The following is a 15,739-nucleotide window of genomic DNA, read 5'->3' as shown; positions in this document are numbered from 1 at the left end:
AACCATGAATACCCATACGCAAGAAATCATGCACGAGTTTTATCACGGCCTTTATATCAATGACGGACGCCGCTTCAGCAATTGGGGCTCAAGCCGCAGTACGCAACCGGCTGTTTATGTGGAACCGGTCAGCTACGCCGACGTGCAAGCGGTGGTGCGCGATACCAGACAATTTCCAACACCCGTGCGCCCGGTCGGCTCCATGCTGTCGGTCACGGAAACCATCGTCAATGATGGCGGCACTTTACTATGCACACGCAAACTGGACGCCATCCTCGGACTGGAAAGCGATGAGCAGGGCCGGCAACTGGTTCGCGTGCAAGCCGGATGCCGTTTGAAGAAATTGCATCTGTGGCTGCAGCAGCAAGGCTGGGAAATACCGTTCCAGGCAGAAATCGGCGAAGCAACGGTCGGCTCGGTCGCGGTCGGCGATACCAAAGAATCTTCGCTCGACGGGCCGGGTTATTTTTCCAGTCATGTCACCGCGATTCTCTATATCGATGAAAACGGCAGCCTGCGCATTCTATCGGACCGGCAAGACGGCGATGCTTTCTACGAATTCAAATGCAGTTTCGGCTTATCCGGCATCGTGGTGGAATGCGTCATCGAGGTGCGTCGGGCGAGTTTGTGCAAGGCGGATGTCAGCTTGCATGCTTTCGACAGCCCGCAAGCGTTAGCCAGCGGCTTGTTGCATTTGCGCAAACAATGCGATGCCTTGCTGGCGGTTGTCGTGCTGCATCAACTGGTATGTTTCACGGAACAGCGCTACCGTGCCGGCGCCGGGGCAACGACACCACCCAGCTCGCAACCGGCGTGCGAACAATATCGCCTGGCGAAACGGCTGGCGATTCAACGGGGATTCGACGGCGGCGCGTTGCCGCAACCGAAAGGCATCGTCTTTGCGCGCCACGACTTCGTCAATGAATACTGGCGTCCGGCTGCCACAGAAAACCGTCTGGATTTCCAATACTACGAGCATGATATCGGTAAACTAGGGCCTGTTAACACTACCTAAGTGCTTCGACGATGAGAGCGAAATGGATGAATGAGAGAAAAATGACATCCAGTTTGTCGAATCTGGAGAATATTCGACGGAATCCCTTGAGTCTGCGGAATAATCTTTCGATCTCATTGCGTTTTTTGTACATGGCGCGGTCATATTCCCAGAGCTCCAGCCGATTAGTTTTGGGTGGGACAACCGGGATATAACCGAGCTCCAATGCAAGCTGTCTGGTTTGATCACCCTCATAAGCGCGATCCATCAGCAGATGAGTAGGAGAAGAGACGGGGCCGAGTGCTAACAGGAGTTGTCGTCCTTCCGGTGCGTCATGTGTATGCCCCGGAGATAAGGAAAAAGTTATGGCTGTTCTGGTATCTGCGGCAACCAGATGAATTTTAGTGGTCCAGCCACCTCGGGATTTGCCGATGGATTGCGGGCCGTTTTTTTTAATGCACCAGTACCATCAGGGTGCACTTTGACGCTGGTGCTATCCATCGAAACGGCTTCAATCTTGATGCGAATGATTTGTTGATGCTGCAGCTGCTCAAAAACTTTTTGAAGCACGCCGCTTTTCGCCCATCGATTCATTCGAGTGTAGATGGTATGCCAATTACCGAAACGCTTGGGTAGTCCGCGCCACTTGCAACCATGCTCGGTAACATACAGAATAGCATTGAGAATTTGTAGATTGGAATGACTGACATTGCCACGCTGGCGCGGCATGCAGTGTTCGATCTGTTGATATTGAGTTTCGGTGATTTCCATCACCATATTATATCAAATAGTGTTAACAGGCCCTAGAACAAGTCATCGCGGAATCGTACCGTTTCACGAAAGCATTCGAACAAAAAACCGGCTTCACCCCCACCGGTTGGGCGACGTATTTCGTGCACCGCCCGGCGGCCAAGCTGAAACCTTACGGTATTTACTCCGGCGGACCGGGAATTTCCTGCTCGTTTGACCCGATTTATTGCAACCCGAACGAGCCGCTATGGCAGAAATTCGCGCAAGAATATAACCGGCTGGCCATCGATACCTTGGGCGGAAATCCTTCGCCGATCCAGACACAATGGCTGCGACCGGGAGACGTGCGCATCCCCCGCAAACTCGCGCGTAGCCGGTTTACCACGCCTTATTATCAGCAGTTTCTGGTGTGATGTTTTTACTGTTGACGGGAGAAAAAGCGCGCCTGATGATATATTGCAGTGCAGGAAAAATAAGACCAACGTTAAGGCGAAGGATTTGAGCGGGCGTGACGACGAGCAGCACAAACACGAGTGATAGCAGCGCCGCGGATACGCAACTGCAGGCTTGGGTCACGGCGATTGCGGCGCATGACGAGCAGGCGCTGGCTAATCTGTACGAAGCCACATTGACACGGGTTTATGGCCTGGCGCTGCGCATCACGCGCAACCCGCAAGCAGCTGAGGAAGTGAGTGAAGACGTGTATTGGCAGGTGTGGCGCGAAGCGCCGCGATTCGATGCGCAACGCGGTAACGTCATGGCATGGCTGCTGACGATCGCCCGCAGCCGGGCACTGGATTATTTGCGCAAAGCGGACGATGCCGAACTTTGCGAGGAGCCGGAAGTTCTATTGCTCAATGAGCCATCGCACGACGGCGATCCGCAGGATTTGCTGGCGGCAACGCAGGATAACGCCAAATTGAATCAGGCGCTGCAACAGCTCGAACCGATGCAGCGGCAATTGGTCGCGATGGCTTTCTTCCGCGGTTTGACGCACGAAGAAATCGCCGCTTTCACCGATATGGCGCTCGGCACGGTCAAATCGCATATCCGGCGCGCGCTCAAACAGTTGCACGATGTGCTCGAGGACGATTTAATCAAAGGCTTTGAACGATGAAGAAACGCTACTCACTTGATCCGGAAAATTCCGGGCAGGCGCAAAAAATCGAATCCGCGCTGCTCGAGGGATTGGAGCCGCTGCAACCCAGCGAACAGCAACGCGCAACCATCCGCGCGCGGCTTTTTCAGCGCATCCATGCCAGCGCCGCTGCGGAGTCGCCACGTGTTACGATCCGCAGCCATCAAGGCCAGTGGCGCAAGATTCTCCCCGGCGTGCACGCCAAGCTTCTCGATCGAAATAACCGCGCTTTCCTGCTCGACATCGAACCCGGCGCCAGCCTGCCGATGCATCGCCACCACGAAGACGAGGAATGCATTGTGCTGCGCGGCTCCGCCAGCCTCGGCGATCTCAAGGTCAATACCGGCGACTACCACATGGCGCGCGCCGGCAGCCGCCACGGCAAAATTTCATCGGCAAGCGGCGCGCTGTTGTACCTGCGCGGCATACCGGTGGGCCACACCGCGGAAGTCGCGCGCGACTTCCTTAGCGCCCTTCTGCCCGGCGACGGCCGCGAATTGATCACCATCCGCGCCAGCGAAGGCGCATGGTCGGATCTGGCGCCCGGCGTAGCGAGCAAAGCGCTATACGACGACGGCCAAACCCATTCATCGCTGGTACGCATCGCCGCCGGTTCTCAGTGGACATCGCAACAGACCCCGCTCGCTCACGATGAAGAATGCTTGCTGCTTGAAGGCGACGCATTTTTCGGCGACACCTTGCTGCACAGCGGCGACTGGCAGCTCGCGCCAACAGGCGCCGAATCCCGCCCGGTCTCTTCCGATCATGGCGCGCTAGTGTTCATGCGCGGCGCGCGCAACGCGGCATAACCGTTCAAGGCTCACACATGCGCATCGGCATTGATCTCGGCGGTACAAAAATTGAAGGCGTAGTGCTGGATACCGGCGGCCGGGAATTAGTCAGAAAACGGGTGGATACGCAACAAGCGGCGGGCTATTGGGCGATTTTGCACACTATTGCACAACTCGTCAGGCAACTGGAAGCGGAAATAGATCAGCAATGCCCGGTAGGAATCGGCACGCCGGGCGCCATTTCGGCAGTCAGCGGCACCATGAAAAATTCCAACACCGTTTGCTTGAACGGACAGCCGTTACTCGAGGATTTGCAAGGGCTGTTGAACCGGCCGCTACGCATCGCCAACGACGCCAATTGCTTCGCCCTGAGCGAAGCCCTCGACGGCGCGGGCAAAGGTTACGGCATGGTGTTCGGCGTCATCATGGGCACCGGCGTCGGCGGCGGTATCGTGTTCAACGGGCAACTGCACCCAGGCCGACAACACATCGGCGGCGAGTGGGGCCACAACATACTGGAATTAGGCGGGCCGGATTGCTATTGCGGACAAAAAGGCTGCGTCGAAACATTCATCTCCGGCCCCGGCCTGGCCGCCGATTATCACCGCCACGGCGGCAATCGCGCACTGACCGCTTACGATATCGTGACACTGGCGGCGCAAGGCGATGCTTTGGCGGAAGCGGCGATGCAATGTTTCTTCGACCGCTTTGGCCGCGCCCTGGCGATGGTCATCAACATCCTCGACCCGGATGCAATCGTCCTTGGCGGCGGGCTTTCCAACATCGACCGGCTGTATAGCGAAGGCCGCAACCGCGTCGCGCATTACGTGTTTAATGACCAGCTCATCACACCGATTCTGAAAAACGTCCACGGCGACAGCTCCGGCGTGCGTGGCGCTGCGCAGTTATGGCGGTGTGATGAGATTTAAACAATTGTAGGGTGGATAAGCGAAGCGTCATCCACCCTACAAAACTGGCTCCTATCAACACGCTTCAACCGATTACACGATCCCTCTCAAACTCGATAACCAAACTTGCATAGGTCTCTATGCATGCACCATTATTCCAGCAGACTAAGATAATCCAGCGCTCATCACTCGGATTGACAACAAACTCGTCCCCGACTATTATAAAGTCTGACTTTGGATTAGACGGAACATGGATAAAAATATCACACGCACTCTCGGGAAAGCGATTTTGGAAGCAAGCGCCCGCTTTAAAGTCATTTTACTGACCGGGCCGCGTCAGGTTGGCAAAACCACGCTATTGCAGGATATCCGAGAACCATCGCGCACTTATATCACGCTGGATGACCTTTCTCTGCGCATGGCCGCGCAACAAGACCCGGCAAGCTTCATCGACAGACTGAATCTTCCGGTTCTAATTGATGAAGTGCAGTATGCGCCAAACCTGTTTCCTTACATCAAAATGACGGTCGATAAAACCAAACAAAACGGACTATTTTGGCTCACCGGATCGCAACAATTCGACATGATGAAGAATGTCTCGGAATCGCTGGCGGGACGCGTCGCGCTGCTGCAACTACAAGGCATTTCATTAGCGGAAGAACAAGATCGTAGCGATGACTTGCCATTTCTGCCCGATCTGGCGTTACTCAAATCCCGCCAGAAAACCGCAAAACCGCTCACCGTGCCGGATGCCTATCACAAAATATGGCGCGGCTCATACCCGGACATGGTGGCGCAACACAACGATCAGCACTGGGAACAATTCTACAGCTCCTATGTTTCCACGTATATCCAGCGGGATGTGCGGGAGTATCTGAATATCAACGACACAGCCGCTTTTCACAAATTCATGCAAATTGCCGCCGCGCGCACCGGCCAACTCATCAATTATGCGGATATGGCAAGGGATACCGGTGTCAGCGAAGTGACGGTTAAAACATGGCTGAATGTTCTGCACGCCTCCGGCATTATCTACCAGCTCCAGCCCTATTTTAACAACCGTACCAAACGGCTGGTCAAAACACCCAAGCTGTATTTCATGGATACCGGTCTTTGCGCCTATTTGACTGGCTGGTTGAACGCCGATGTTCTGGAGCGCGGCGCAATGTCAGGCGCAATATTGGAAACCTGGGTTATCGCGGAAATCATCAAATCCTACCTGCACCATAGCCGCAGCCCCCGGATCTATTTTTACCGCGACAAAGAAAAGCGGGAAATCGATCTGCTCATTGAAGAAAACGGAACGCTTTACCCCATCGAGATCAAAAGATCCGCTGCTCTTCACAATATGAAATTTAAAGGATTCAGCATGCTCGAAAACCTCAGCACGCCGGTTGGGCATGGCGGAGTGATCTGTTTTGCAAATACTCTGATACCTATATCGGATAATGTGGATGCGATACCGGTGGGGTATTTGTGATCACGTTAACAAACCGCTACACCGCCATAAACAATTCAAATCAGTGCAGCTACGTTGCGATTTTTAGAAGATGGTCATCAATAATACTGGAGTTGAAAATTGCATGAAATAAGGTACAGAGTCAGGAATCCAATACCGGAGATTGAGCGTTAGCTTTTACTTCAAATGAACTCTTGACATATGAGGCTACTGAATCAATTTCAGGGTAAATCTTTCCACCATTAATTCCCAACGCTTCTAGTTGCTCTCGCATTTTCTTTTTTTCTCCGGCTTTTACGACCAATCTAAGATCCTTTGGCTTATAAATGCACGAAACCGGAATTCGCGAAGATTCTGACTTTCTGTCATTGATGCCAAACAAGAAAAATGCACCATCCTGGCTAATGATTCTCGGGTTATTCAGTAAAGGTTTGACGCAAATTACTGATCGGAGGTGTTCTGACTTGATCTTTGGTTCAAATGACGACCTTTCCTGGCGTATGTCATGAATCAACAATTTGATCGACCCTTGTTCTGAAAATTGTTCTGGAGTTTCGCCTGGCTTTACAACGAATTCGAACTCAAAAGGCTGCTTACTGACATTAGAAATTACGCTCACCGTGTCGCTATCAAAGTATTTGATTTCTTTCTTTGGCAGCCGAAAGATAATTACCTCGCCGTCTGCAGATTTTTCTTTGCTCGTTTCATCGTCTTTATATTTTTCATCCTTGCACGCAAAAAGAAGAGCTATTAAAGGATTGCCAGTAATATCCAGCAAACGAGTGGGTAGAGCGTAATGCTGCATTTTCACGAGCTTTTGAAACGTGGTTTCTAGGGCCTGTTAACACTATTTGATATAATATGGTGATGGAAATCACCGAAACTCAATATCAACAGATCGAACACTGCATGCCGCGCCAGCGTGGCAATGTCAGTCATTCCAATCTACAAATTCTCAATGCTATTCTGTATGTTACCGAGCATGGTTGCAAGTGGCGCGGACTACCCAAGCGTTTCGGTAATTGGCATACCATCTACACTCGAATGAATCGATGGACGAAAAGCGGCGTGCTTCAAAAAGTTTTTGAGCAGCTGCAGCATCAACAAATCATTCGCATCAAGATTGAAGCCGTTTCGATGGATAGCACCAGCATCAAAGTGCACCCTGATGGTACTGGTGCATTAAAAAAAACGGCCCGCAATCCATCGGCAAATCCCGAGGTGGCTGGACCACTAAAATTCATCTGGTTGCCGCAGATACCAGAACAGCCATAACTTTTTCCTTATCTCCGGGGCATACACATGACGCACCGGAAGGACGACAACTCCTGTTAGCACTCGGCCCCGTCTCTTCTCCTACTCATCTGCTGATGGATCGCGCTTATGAGGGTGATCAAACCAGACAGCTTGCATTGGAGCTCGGTTATATCCCGGTTGTCCCACCCAAAACTAATCGGCTGGAGCTCTGGGAATATGACCGCGCCATGTACAAAAAACGCAATGAGATCGAAAGATTATTCCGCAGACTCAAGGGATTCCGTCGAATATTCTCCAGATTCGACAAACTGGATGTCATTTTTCTCTCATTCATCCATTTCGCTCTCATCGTCGAAGCACTTAGGTAGTGTTAACAGGCCCTAGTTCATGAAAATCATCCGGACAACGCAGAATCAACTCTCTGAACATTCTGTGCTCATTGGCGATCCAACCAGAATTCCGGTAGATAGAGGGAATCAGTTCGTATTTCTTATTGGAGTGACCACGATAATAGTATTCATAGTCTGGGTCTCGTGTAAGAGACTCCAACTCCCTGAGCAGCGTGCGGACACTGCCAATCCCTATCTCGTTTTTTTCTAGCGACGGACGTTCCATATCTGAATCTCTTTTCTAAGCTAACTAAAATTAGCCGCATAGCTAAAAAAGTAAAACATCTCCACAAAACCGCTCATTTTAATCGTCTTTTAAACCATTGGTACTATTAGGCGCACCACTATCAGCCAACGCAAACACCACCCCCGCCAGCGGCGGCAAGGTAATCGCGATCGAATCGGCAAAACCCATCCAGGGCATTTGCACGCTGGCGATGCTGCCTAAATTGCCAACGTTGCCGCCGCCGTAATAGGCGGAGTCGCTGTTGAAAATTTCCCGGTATGTGCCGCTGGCGGGAACGCCGATGCGGTAGCCGTTGCGCGGAACCGGGGTGAAGTTGAGGATGACCAGCACGAACGCGCCGTCTTTGCCGCGCCGCAGGTAGCTGATGGTGGATTGATCGGCATCCTGGCAGTCGATCCATTGAAAGCCTTCGGCGGCAAAGTCGAGTTGATGCAGGGCCGGGGTGTTTTGATAGCAGCGATTCAAATCGCGCTGCGCGGCTTGCACACCGGCATGCAAGGGTTGTTGCAGCAAGCCCCAATCCAGTTCCGCATTCACGCGCCATTCCTGCCGCTGCGCGAATTCGTTGCCCATGAAATTGAGTTTCTTACCCGGACAGGTCATTTGGTAGGTCAATAACAGGCGCACATTGGCGAATTTCTGCCAGTCGCCGCCGGGCATTTTGTTAAGCAGCGAGCCTTTGCCGTGCACCACTTCGTCGTGCGAAAACGGCAGCACGAAGTTTTCCGAATAAGCGTACAACTGGCTGAACGTCAGTTGATCCTGGTGATAACGGCGGTGAACCGGGTCCTGGCGCATATACGACAACGTATCGTGCATCCAGCCCATGTTCCATTTCATCGAAAACCCCAGGCCACCGACATAGGTCGGGCGCGACACCGCCGGCCAGGCGGTCGATTCTTCCGCCAGTGTCAGCGCACCGGGGAATTCGCCATGCACCATAACGTTCAGATCGCGCAGGAAATCGATCGCTTCCAGGTTCTCCCGGCCGCCGTATTTGTTCGGCAGCCATTCGCCTTCCTTGCGTGAGTAATCGAGGTACAACATCGAGGCGACCGCGTCGACGCGCAATCCGTCCAAATGAAATTCGGACAGCCAGTAATGCGCGCTGGACAGCAGAAACGATTTCACTTCGTTGCGTCCAAAATTGAAAATGTACGTGCCCCAATCCTGGTGAAATCCCAGGCGCGGATCTTCATGCTCGTACAACGCCGTGCCGTCGAAACGCGCCAGCGCGAAAGCATCCTGCGGAAAATGCGCGGGCACCCAGTCCAAAATCACACCGATTCCCGCTTGATGGCAGGCGTCGACAAAAAAGCGGAAATCATCGGGTGAGCCATAGCGGCTGGTGACGGCAAAATAGCCGGTGGTCTGGTAACCCCACGATTCATCCAGCGGATGTTCCGAGACCGGCATCAGTTCGATATGCGTGTAGCCCATGTCCACCACATAGGGCAGCAGATGCTGCGCCAGCTCGCAGTAGTTATAAAAACGCCCATCGGGATGACGCTTCCATGAACCGGCGTGAACTTCGAGAATGTTCAGCGGCGCGTGCAGCCAATCCCAGTTTCTGTGTCCATTCATCCACGCAGTATCTTGCCAATCGTAACCGCCCGCCGCGGGTGTCAGTGCCGCGGTATTCGGACGGAGTTCAAAATGCTGAGCATAAGGATCGGTTTTGATCAGAATCTCACCACTGGCGCGATTGCGGATTTCGAATTTATACAAGGTATCCGGCGGCAATTCCGGAATAAACAATTCCCACACGCCGCTGCCGTGATGCACCTTCATCGGATGAATCCGGCCATCCCAGCGGTTGAAATCGCCGATGACGCTGACCCGCTCGGCGTTCGGCGCCCATACCGCGAAACGCATGCCGGAAGTACCGGCATTGCTGACGGACTGCGCACCGAGCATGCGGTACGCCTGCCACAGCCTGCCCTCGTTGAACAGATACAAATCGTGATCGGAAATTTGCGGCGCAAAAGCGTACGGATCGAACAGCTCATAAGCGCCATACCCGCGCCCTTGTTCTTCGATGCGCAAGCGGTAAGGCACGGCGGGCATGGTGTCGCCGCGCCATTCGAAAATTCCATCCGGATGGATGCGTTGCAGCGGTTCAAAACCAACCGCTGTCCTGATCCACACCTGCGCATCGTACGGCCGGAACACCCGCACCACGGCTTGACCGTGCTCACGATGCAGCCCGAGGTAGGCATAGGGATCGTGTAAACGTGCATGCAGCAACGCATGCTGTATCGAATTGTTTTTTCTGGCTGTCATCACATTGATCGCAGGATTGGCCGATAGGATACGAATTATAGCGTGTCCGGCTTTTGCTTTAGGGCAATTAAACCTGGGAAAGCTCTGAAAAACTGTTGTACCCGGTCATGCCGCATTGAAATCAGACGCAAAACGCGCATTGTCCATTCATATAGTGCGCTTCTCCGCCTGATTCCGCTTTACCCGGCCATAGCACGACGCTACCTTTTTTAGAGTTTACCTACAGTCGTGTGTGAGAAAGTGCCATAATGCGATACCATATGGACATGAAGCAGAGAGGTACAGTGCTATGGACTATCACAATGAATCGCAATATGCCGGTGGATCCCAGGCGGAATATAAAAACGGCAGTCACCTCCACAGCAATATTTCGCACGATACGCTGGCGCTGATTCTGGCCGGGGGGCGCGGCAGCCGCTTGCATCAATTGACTGATTGGCGCGCCAAACCGGCAGTTCCTTTCGGCGGCAAATTCCGCATCATCGACTTTCCGCTTTCCAACTGCGTCAACTCGGGTTTCCGGCGTATCGGTGTGGTGACGCAATACAAGGCGCAAAGCTTGATCCGCCATATCCAGCACGGCTGGAGTTTTCTCGACGGGCGTTTCAAGGAATTCGTCGAACTGCTCCCGGCGCAACAACGCACCGCCGACGAAACCTGGTATCAAGGCACCGCCGATGCGGTTTTTCAGAATATCGACATTATGCAGCGCCACGATACCAAGTACGTCGTGATCCTCGGCGGCGATCACATCTACAAAATGGATTACAGTAAATTGCTGGCCGAGCATATCGAAAAAGCAGCGGATATGACGGTGGCTTGCCTTGAGGTTCCCGTGGAGGAAGCTGTCGCTTTTGGCGTGATGGGCGTCGATGCGTCATGGCAAGTCACCAGCTTTGCCGAAAAATCGTCTCGCCCGGCGTCGATTCCCGGTCAGCCGGATAAGGCGCTAGCCAGTATGGGCATCTATGTATTTAACGCCAAATTCCTTTACCAGCAATTGATACGCGACCATCAAACGCAGGATTCATCGCACGATTTCGGCAAAGACCTGATCCCTTACCTGGTGCCCCGCTACCGCGTCTTCGCGCACCGGTTTCAAAACAGTTGCGTCAACATGGCATCCGGCATACCGTACTGGCGCGACGTCGGAACGATCGATGCCTATTGGGAAGCCAATATCGATCTGGTCGGCGTCACGCCGCAGCTCAATTTGTACGATGTCGACTGGCCGATCTGGACGCATCAGGAACAATTGCCGCCGGCCAAGTTTGTATTCGACGATGACAACCGCCGCGGCCAAGCGTTGGATTCGTCGGTATCGGGCGGTTGTATCATCAGTGGCGCGACGGTACGCCGTTCTATGTTGTTCTCCAATGTGAAAGTCAATAGTTACAGCTCGTTGGAAGACGCCGTGATTCTGCCCGATGTAGTGATCGGCCGGCACGCGCGCCTGCGGCGTGTGGTGGTGGAAAAACGATGCACGATCCCGGAAGGATTGACCGTAGGATACGATCCCGCCGAAGACCGCAAGCGCTTTTATGTGACGGAGAAAGGCATTACCTTGATTACCCCGGAAATGCTGGGACAGGAAATACACAAGGTCTGCTGACCTCGTCAGAACGAACGCAAGGTACCGGACAGCTCTCTAATAACAATAATTAAGCAGAGGTCTCACCTTTTAAAATGAAACAATTAAATCTAGTTTTACTGTGGCACATGCACCAGCCGGATTACCGGGATTATGTCACCAACGAATTCGTGTTGCCGTGGGTCTATCTGCACGCCATCAAAGACTACACCGATATGGCTTACCACCTGGAAATGCATCCGCGCACCAAGGCGGTGATCAATTTCGTGCCGGTGCTGTTGGATCAACTGGAAGATTTCACCGGGCAATTTGCCAGCGGGAAAATCCGCAGTCCGTTGCTGCGGCTGCTGGCCACACCGGATCTCGAACATATTTCCATCCAGGACCGGCTGTATGTGTTCGACAGCTGCTTTCTCAGCAATCATGCCACCATGCTGCAACCGTACCCGGCCTATAAGCGCCTGCATGAACTTTATCAAATGTTCAACCGGCACAGCGAAAGCGAGCTGGTGTATTTTTCCGGGCAATATCTGGCCGATCTGCTGGTGTGGTATCACTTGGCATGGATGGGTGAAAGCGTCCGGCGCAATAATGAATTCGTCATGCATTTGATGGCGCAAAGCCAGGAGTTCAGCTACGAGAACCGTTTGCAGCTCTTCAAGCTGATCGGCGAATTGATCAAAAACCTGATCCCGCGTTACCGCAAGCTCGCCGAATCCGGGCAAATCGAGTTATCCACCACGCCGCATTATCATCCGCTGGCACCGTTATTGATCGATTTTGCTTCCGCGCGGGACAGTCAACCGGATGTCGCGTTACCGGAGCACCACCTGTATCCCGGCGGGCGCGGCCGCGTCGCGTTTCATCTGGCCTCGGCAACAGCCAGCCACGCGCAGCGCTTCAACGAAAAACCCGTCGGCGTCTGGCCGGCCGAAGGCGCGTTATCGGCAGCATTATTGAAAATTTTCGCCGAGCAAGGCTGTCGCTGGAGCGCCAGCGGCGAAGGCGTACTGGCCAACAGCCTGCGCGCTTCTTACCCCGATGCGCCGTTGCCGGACCGCAACCACTATTTGTACCGCCCGTACCGCATCGATGGTGAAACGGGGCATGTCACCTGCTTTTTCCGCGACGATCAACTATCCGATTTGATCGGTTTCGAATACTCCAAATGGTTTGGGCGCGATGCCGCGGAAAATTTCATCCAATCGCTGGAACGCATTTACCACGACACACCGGCCGACGAAAGTCCGGTGGTCAGCGTGATTCTGGATGGAGAAAATGCCTGGGAGTCGTATCCCTACAATGGTTTTTACTTTCTGGAAGACCTCTACAGCTTACTGGAAGATCACCCGTACATCCGCACCACGACCTATCGCAACTATATCGCCGATACGGAGAAAACAAATAATATTAGAATATTGCCGAAGCTGGCAGCCGGCAGTTGGGTATACGGAACGTTCTCGACCTGGATCGGCGACAAGGAAAAGAATCGCGCCTGGGATATGCTGTGCGCCGCAAAACACAGTTTCGATCTGGTCATGCAAAGCGATCGCCTGAGTGACGAACAAAAGATCGAAGCCAGCCGGCAATTGGCGTCCTGTGAAAGTTCCGACTGGTTCTGGTGGTTCGGCGATTACAATCCGGCGCACTCGGTCGCCAGTTTCGATCACCTGTTCAGATTGAACCTGATAAACCTGTACCGCCAGCTTAAATTACCGGTGCCTCCGGTGCTGCAGGAATCGATCAGCAAAGGCAATGAGCACAATGAAGCAAGCAGTACCATGCGGCGATCGTCATAACGCTTGATCAATCCCGCCGGTATCGAGTGGCGGGGAGAGCCGGATTTGCGGTCGCCAGTTTTAAAAACGACTACCAGGATCATTGAATGTCACAACGTGTATCGTTACTTTTCGGTGTTCATGCGCACCAACCCGTCGGCAATTTTCCTGAAGTGCTTGAAGACGCGCATCTGCGTTGTTACAAACCGTTTCTGCAAGTGCTCCACCGCTACCCCGATTTCCGTTTTTCCGTGCATTTCTCCGGTTGGCTGCTCGATTATCTGCTGCAGCGTTTCCCCACCGACATGGCCCTGCTGCACGACATGGTGGCGCGGCGGCAAGTCGAGTTGTTCGGCGCCGGGGATACCGAACCGGTGCTGGCGGTTATTCCGGACCGCGACCGTATCGGACAGATCGAAGCTTTCTCGCAGAAACTGGCAGCAAAATTCGGTCAGCGCCCGCAAGGCGCATGGTTGACCGAACGGGTATGGGAATCCACCGTCGTCCCGGCGCTGGCGGATTGCGGCATCCGCTACGTCACCGTGGACGACTATCATTTTCTTTGCGCTGGAAAAACACACGAGGAATTGAACGGTTATTTCACCACCGAGGAAGATTCCCATAAGCTGGACTTATTTCCGATTTCCGAAGCGCTGCGCTACAAGGTTCCGTTTTCTCCGGCGGAAGAAACCATCGCTTACCTCGAATCGTTAGCCGATCAGCACACGCAACACACCACCGCAGCCGCGATTTATTTCGACGACATCGAAAAATTCGGCATCTGGCCGGAAACTTATCAATGGGTATACGAAAAAGGTTGGCTCGAGCGTTTCATTCAAGGTGTACTGGCCTCGGATAAAATCAGCACGCAGCATTACAGCGAATATCACGCCAGCGAAAAAACCCGCGGCATCGTCTACCTGCCCACGGTCTCGTACATAGAAATGAACGAATGGACGCTGCCGGCACAATCCGCCAATACTTACGCGGATCTGGTGCAGCAGGCCAAAGCCAACGGCTGGTACGAACACAAGAAAGCGTTCCTGCGCGGCGGTATCTGGAAAAACTTTTTTTCCCGCTATCCGGAATCCAATTGGATGCACAAGCGCATGCTGAGCCTGTCGGCACGGCTCAATGAATTGCCGGAAAAACAGCGCACCGCCTCGATGCGGCAAAAACTGTACGAAGCGCAGGCCAACGATGCCTATTGGCACGGCTTGTTCGGCGGTTTGTACCTGCCGCATCTGCGCCGCGCCGTCTACAACGCCTTGGTTGAACTGGAAGCGCTGCTCGATGCGCGCGCGCCGCGCCCGGCGTATTTCACCGTTGATACCGACCTGGATGGCGTGGAAGAAGCCTATCTGCAAAACGGTGTCCTGCAAGCTGTCTTGAAACTGGATCGTTTCGCCAGTATTTGCGAACTCGACGCTTACGCGCTGAAACATAATTTTGCCGACACCCTGCGCTGCCAGGTGGAACATTATTATCAGAAAATCCAGCCGGACGCGCGCCGTTCGTCCAACCACGCCACCAACGGCATCGCTTCCGCGCACGACCGGATCAATTACAAGCACGACATCAGCGCCGAAGATGTGGTACCTGACGATCATCCGCGCAGTCTGTTCGTCGATCGCCTGGACGGCATGTTCGTCACCTACCGGTCTTTGGCTGCGGCGCTGGAAAATAATCACTTCGAGTCGGACAACACGGCGTATCCGGTTCACAAACTCATCATGCTCGACGGCAACCGCTTGCAGGTCACGTACCAATTCACCGCCAAGCCGGAACAGGGCTTCAGCACCGAAATCAATCTGGCCATGCCCAGCTGCGACGGTGTCGGCGGGCGCTACGTGTATCAGGGAAAAATTCCCGGCGGTTTCGGTCAATGGCTGGAATTGAACGACATGACGGAAATCACCTTGGACGATGATACGCTGGGTGGCAGCGTTGTGCTCAAAACATCCCATCCGGCCACGTTGCGCGCCCGTCCGCACTTTTCGGTATCGCAATCCGAGAGCGGATTTGAGAAAATCATGCAAGCCGCGACGCTGCTGCTGGAATGGCCGGTCACCGCGCCGGAATTGATCATCACGCTGGAGATCAAAGCACACGCGTAACAGTAAAGCCGTTCATAACCGGCACGATTTATCACCT

General features: G+C 53.5%; 13 protein-coding genes. 10 read left to right on the top strand and 3 right to left on the bottom strand.

Annotated features, from left to right (window positions below; all coding sequences use genetic code 11):
• Positions 1 to 4: 4 nt before the first annotated feature.
• Positions 5 to 1,015, top strand: a complete 1,011-nt coding sequence (locus HRU78_02140; protein QOJ22589.1) for an FAD-dependent oxidoreductase — start codon at positions 5 to 7, stop codon at positions 1,013 to 1,015.
• Here HRU78_02140 and HRU78_02135 read toward each other — a convergent pair.
• Positions 1,008 to 1,765, bottom strand: a protein-coding gene (locus HRU78_02135) for an IS5 family transposase (GenBank protein ID QOJ24877.1) whose coding sequence is annotated in 2 segments (ribosomal slippage) — positions 1,008 to 1,450 and positions 1,450 to 1,765 — 759 coding nt in all. Because the reading frame shifts where the segments join, the coding sequence is not laid out codon by codon here. The two genes, HRU78_02140 and HRU78_02135, sit on opposite strands and share 8 nt — an antisense overlap.
• A gap of 122 nt (positions 1,766 to 1,887) precedes the next feature.
• Here HRU78_02135 and HRU78_02130 point away from each other — a divergent pair.
• From HRU78_02130 to HRU78_02110, 5 genes are all read left to right on the top strand, one after another.
• Entirely contained in the window at positions 1,888 to 2,157 is a 270-nt protein-coding gene (locus HRU78_02130) for a hypothetical protein (GenBank protein QOJ22588.1), read from the top strand.
• Positions 2,158 to 2,252: 95 nt separating this feature from the next.
• On the top strand, positions 2,253 to 2,861 hold the full coding sequence (locus HRU78_02125; protein QOJ22587.1) for a sigma-70 family RNA polymerase sigma factor: 609 nt from the start codon (positions 2,253 to 2,255) through the stop codon (positions 2,859 to 2,861).
• Entirely contained in the window at positions 2,858 to 3,691 is an 834-nt protein-coding gene (locus HRU78_02120) for a cupin domain-containing protein (protein QOJ22586.1), read from the top strand. Before HRU78_02125 ends, HRU78_02120 begins: the two co-directional genes overlap by 4 nt.
• A gap of 17 nt (positions 3,692 to 3,708) precedes the next feature.
• Positions 3,709 to 4,602, top strand: a complete 894-nt coding sequence (locus HRU78_02115; protein ID QOJ22585.1) for an ROK family protein — start codon at positions 3,709 to 3,711, stop codon at positions 4,600 to 4,602.
• A gap of 229 nt (positions 4,603 to 4,831) precedes the next feature.
• Positions 4,832 to 6,061 carry an ATP-binding protein gene (locus HRU78_02110; GenBank protein QOJ22584.1) on the top strand — a complete coding sequence of 410 codons (1,230 nt, stop codon included), beginning with the start codon at positions 4,832 to 4,834 and terminating at the stop codon, positions 6,059 to 6,061.
• A gap of 121 nt (positions 6,062 to 6,182) precedes the next feature.
• Here the strand turns inward: HRU78_02110 and HRU78_02105 are convergent, their stop codons facing one another.
• On the bottom strand, positions 6,183 to 6,851 hold the full coding sequence (locus HRU78_02105; protein ID QOJ22583.1) for an FRG domain-containing protein: 669 nt from the start codon (positions 6,849 to 6,851) through the stop codon (positions 6,183 to 6,185).
• 56 nt (positions 6,852 to 6,907) lie between these two features.
• Between HRU78_02105 and HRU78_02100 the strand changes: the two genes are divergently transcribed.
• Positions 6,908 to 7,665, top strand: a protein-coding gene (locus HRU78_02100; GenBank protein ID QOJ24876.1) for an IS5 family transposase whose coding sequence is annotated in 2 segments (ribosomal slippage) — positions 6,908 to 7,223 and positions 7,223 to 7,665 — 759 coding nt in all. Because the reading frame shifts where the segments join, the coding sequence is not laid out codon by codon here.
• A gap of 325 nt (positions 7,666 to 7,990) precedes the next feature.
• On the opposite strand, the gene glgB is transcribed toward HRU78_02100, so the two are convergent.
• On the bottom strand, positions 7,991 to 10,216 hold the full coding sequence (gene glgB / locus HRU78_02095) for a 1,4-alpha-glucan branching protein GlgB (GenBank protein ID QOJ24875.1): 2,226 nt from the start codon (positions 10,214 to 10,216) through the stop codon (positions 7,991 to 7,993).
• A gap of 289 nt (positions 10,217 to 10,505) precedes the next feature.
• Here glgB and glgC point away from each other — a divergent pair, with 289 nt between their 5' ends.
• From glgC to HRU78_02080, 3 genes are all read left to right on the top strand, one after another.
• Positions 10,506 to 11,828: a glucose-1-phosphate adenylyltransferase gene (gene glgC / locus HRU78_02090; GenBank protein QOJ22582.1), complete on the top strand. Its 1,323-nt coding sequence runs from the start codon at positions 10,506 to 10,508 to the stop codon at positions 11,826 to 11,828.
• 74 nt (positions 11,829 to 11,902) lie between these two features.
• Positions 11,903 to 13,606, top strand: a complete 1,704-nt coding sequence (locus HRU78_02085) for a glycoside hydrolase (GenBank protein ID QOJ22581.1) — start codon at positions 11,903 to 11,905, stop codon at positions 13,604 to 13,606.
• 86 nt (positions 13,607 to 13,692) lie between these two features.
• Positions 13,693 to 15,702, top strand: a complete 2,010-nt coding sequence (locus HRU78_02080; protein ID QOJ22580.1) for a DUF1926 domain-containing protein — start codon at positions 13,693 to 13,695, stop codon at positions 15,700 to 15,702.
• Positions 15,703 to 15,739: the final 37 nt, after the last annotated feature.

It is taken from the genome of Gammaproteobacteria bacterium (assembly GCA_015709635.1).
Lineage (GTDB): Bacteria > Pseudomonadota > Gammaproteobacteria > Burkholderiales > Nitrosomonadaceae > Nitrosomonas.
The sequence above is the reverse complement of the archived record's forward strand: the minus strand, read 5'-3'. Positions and strand labels throughout refer to the sequence as shown.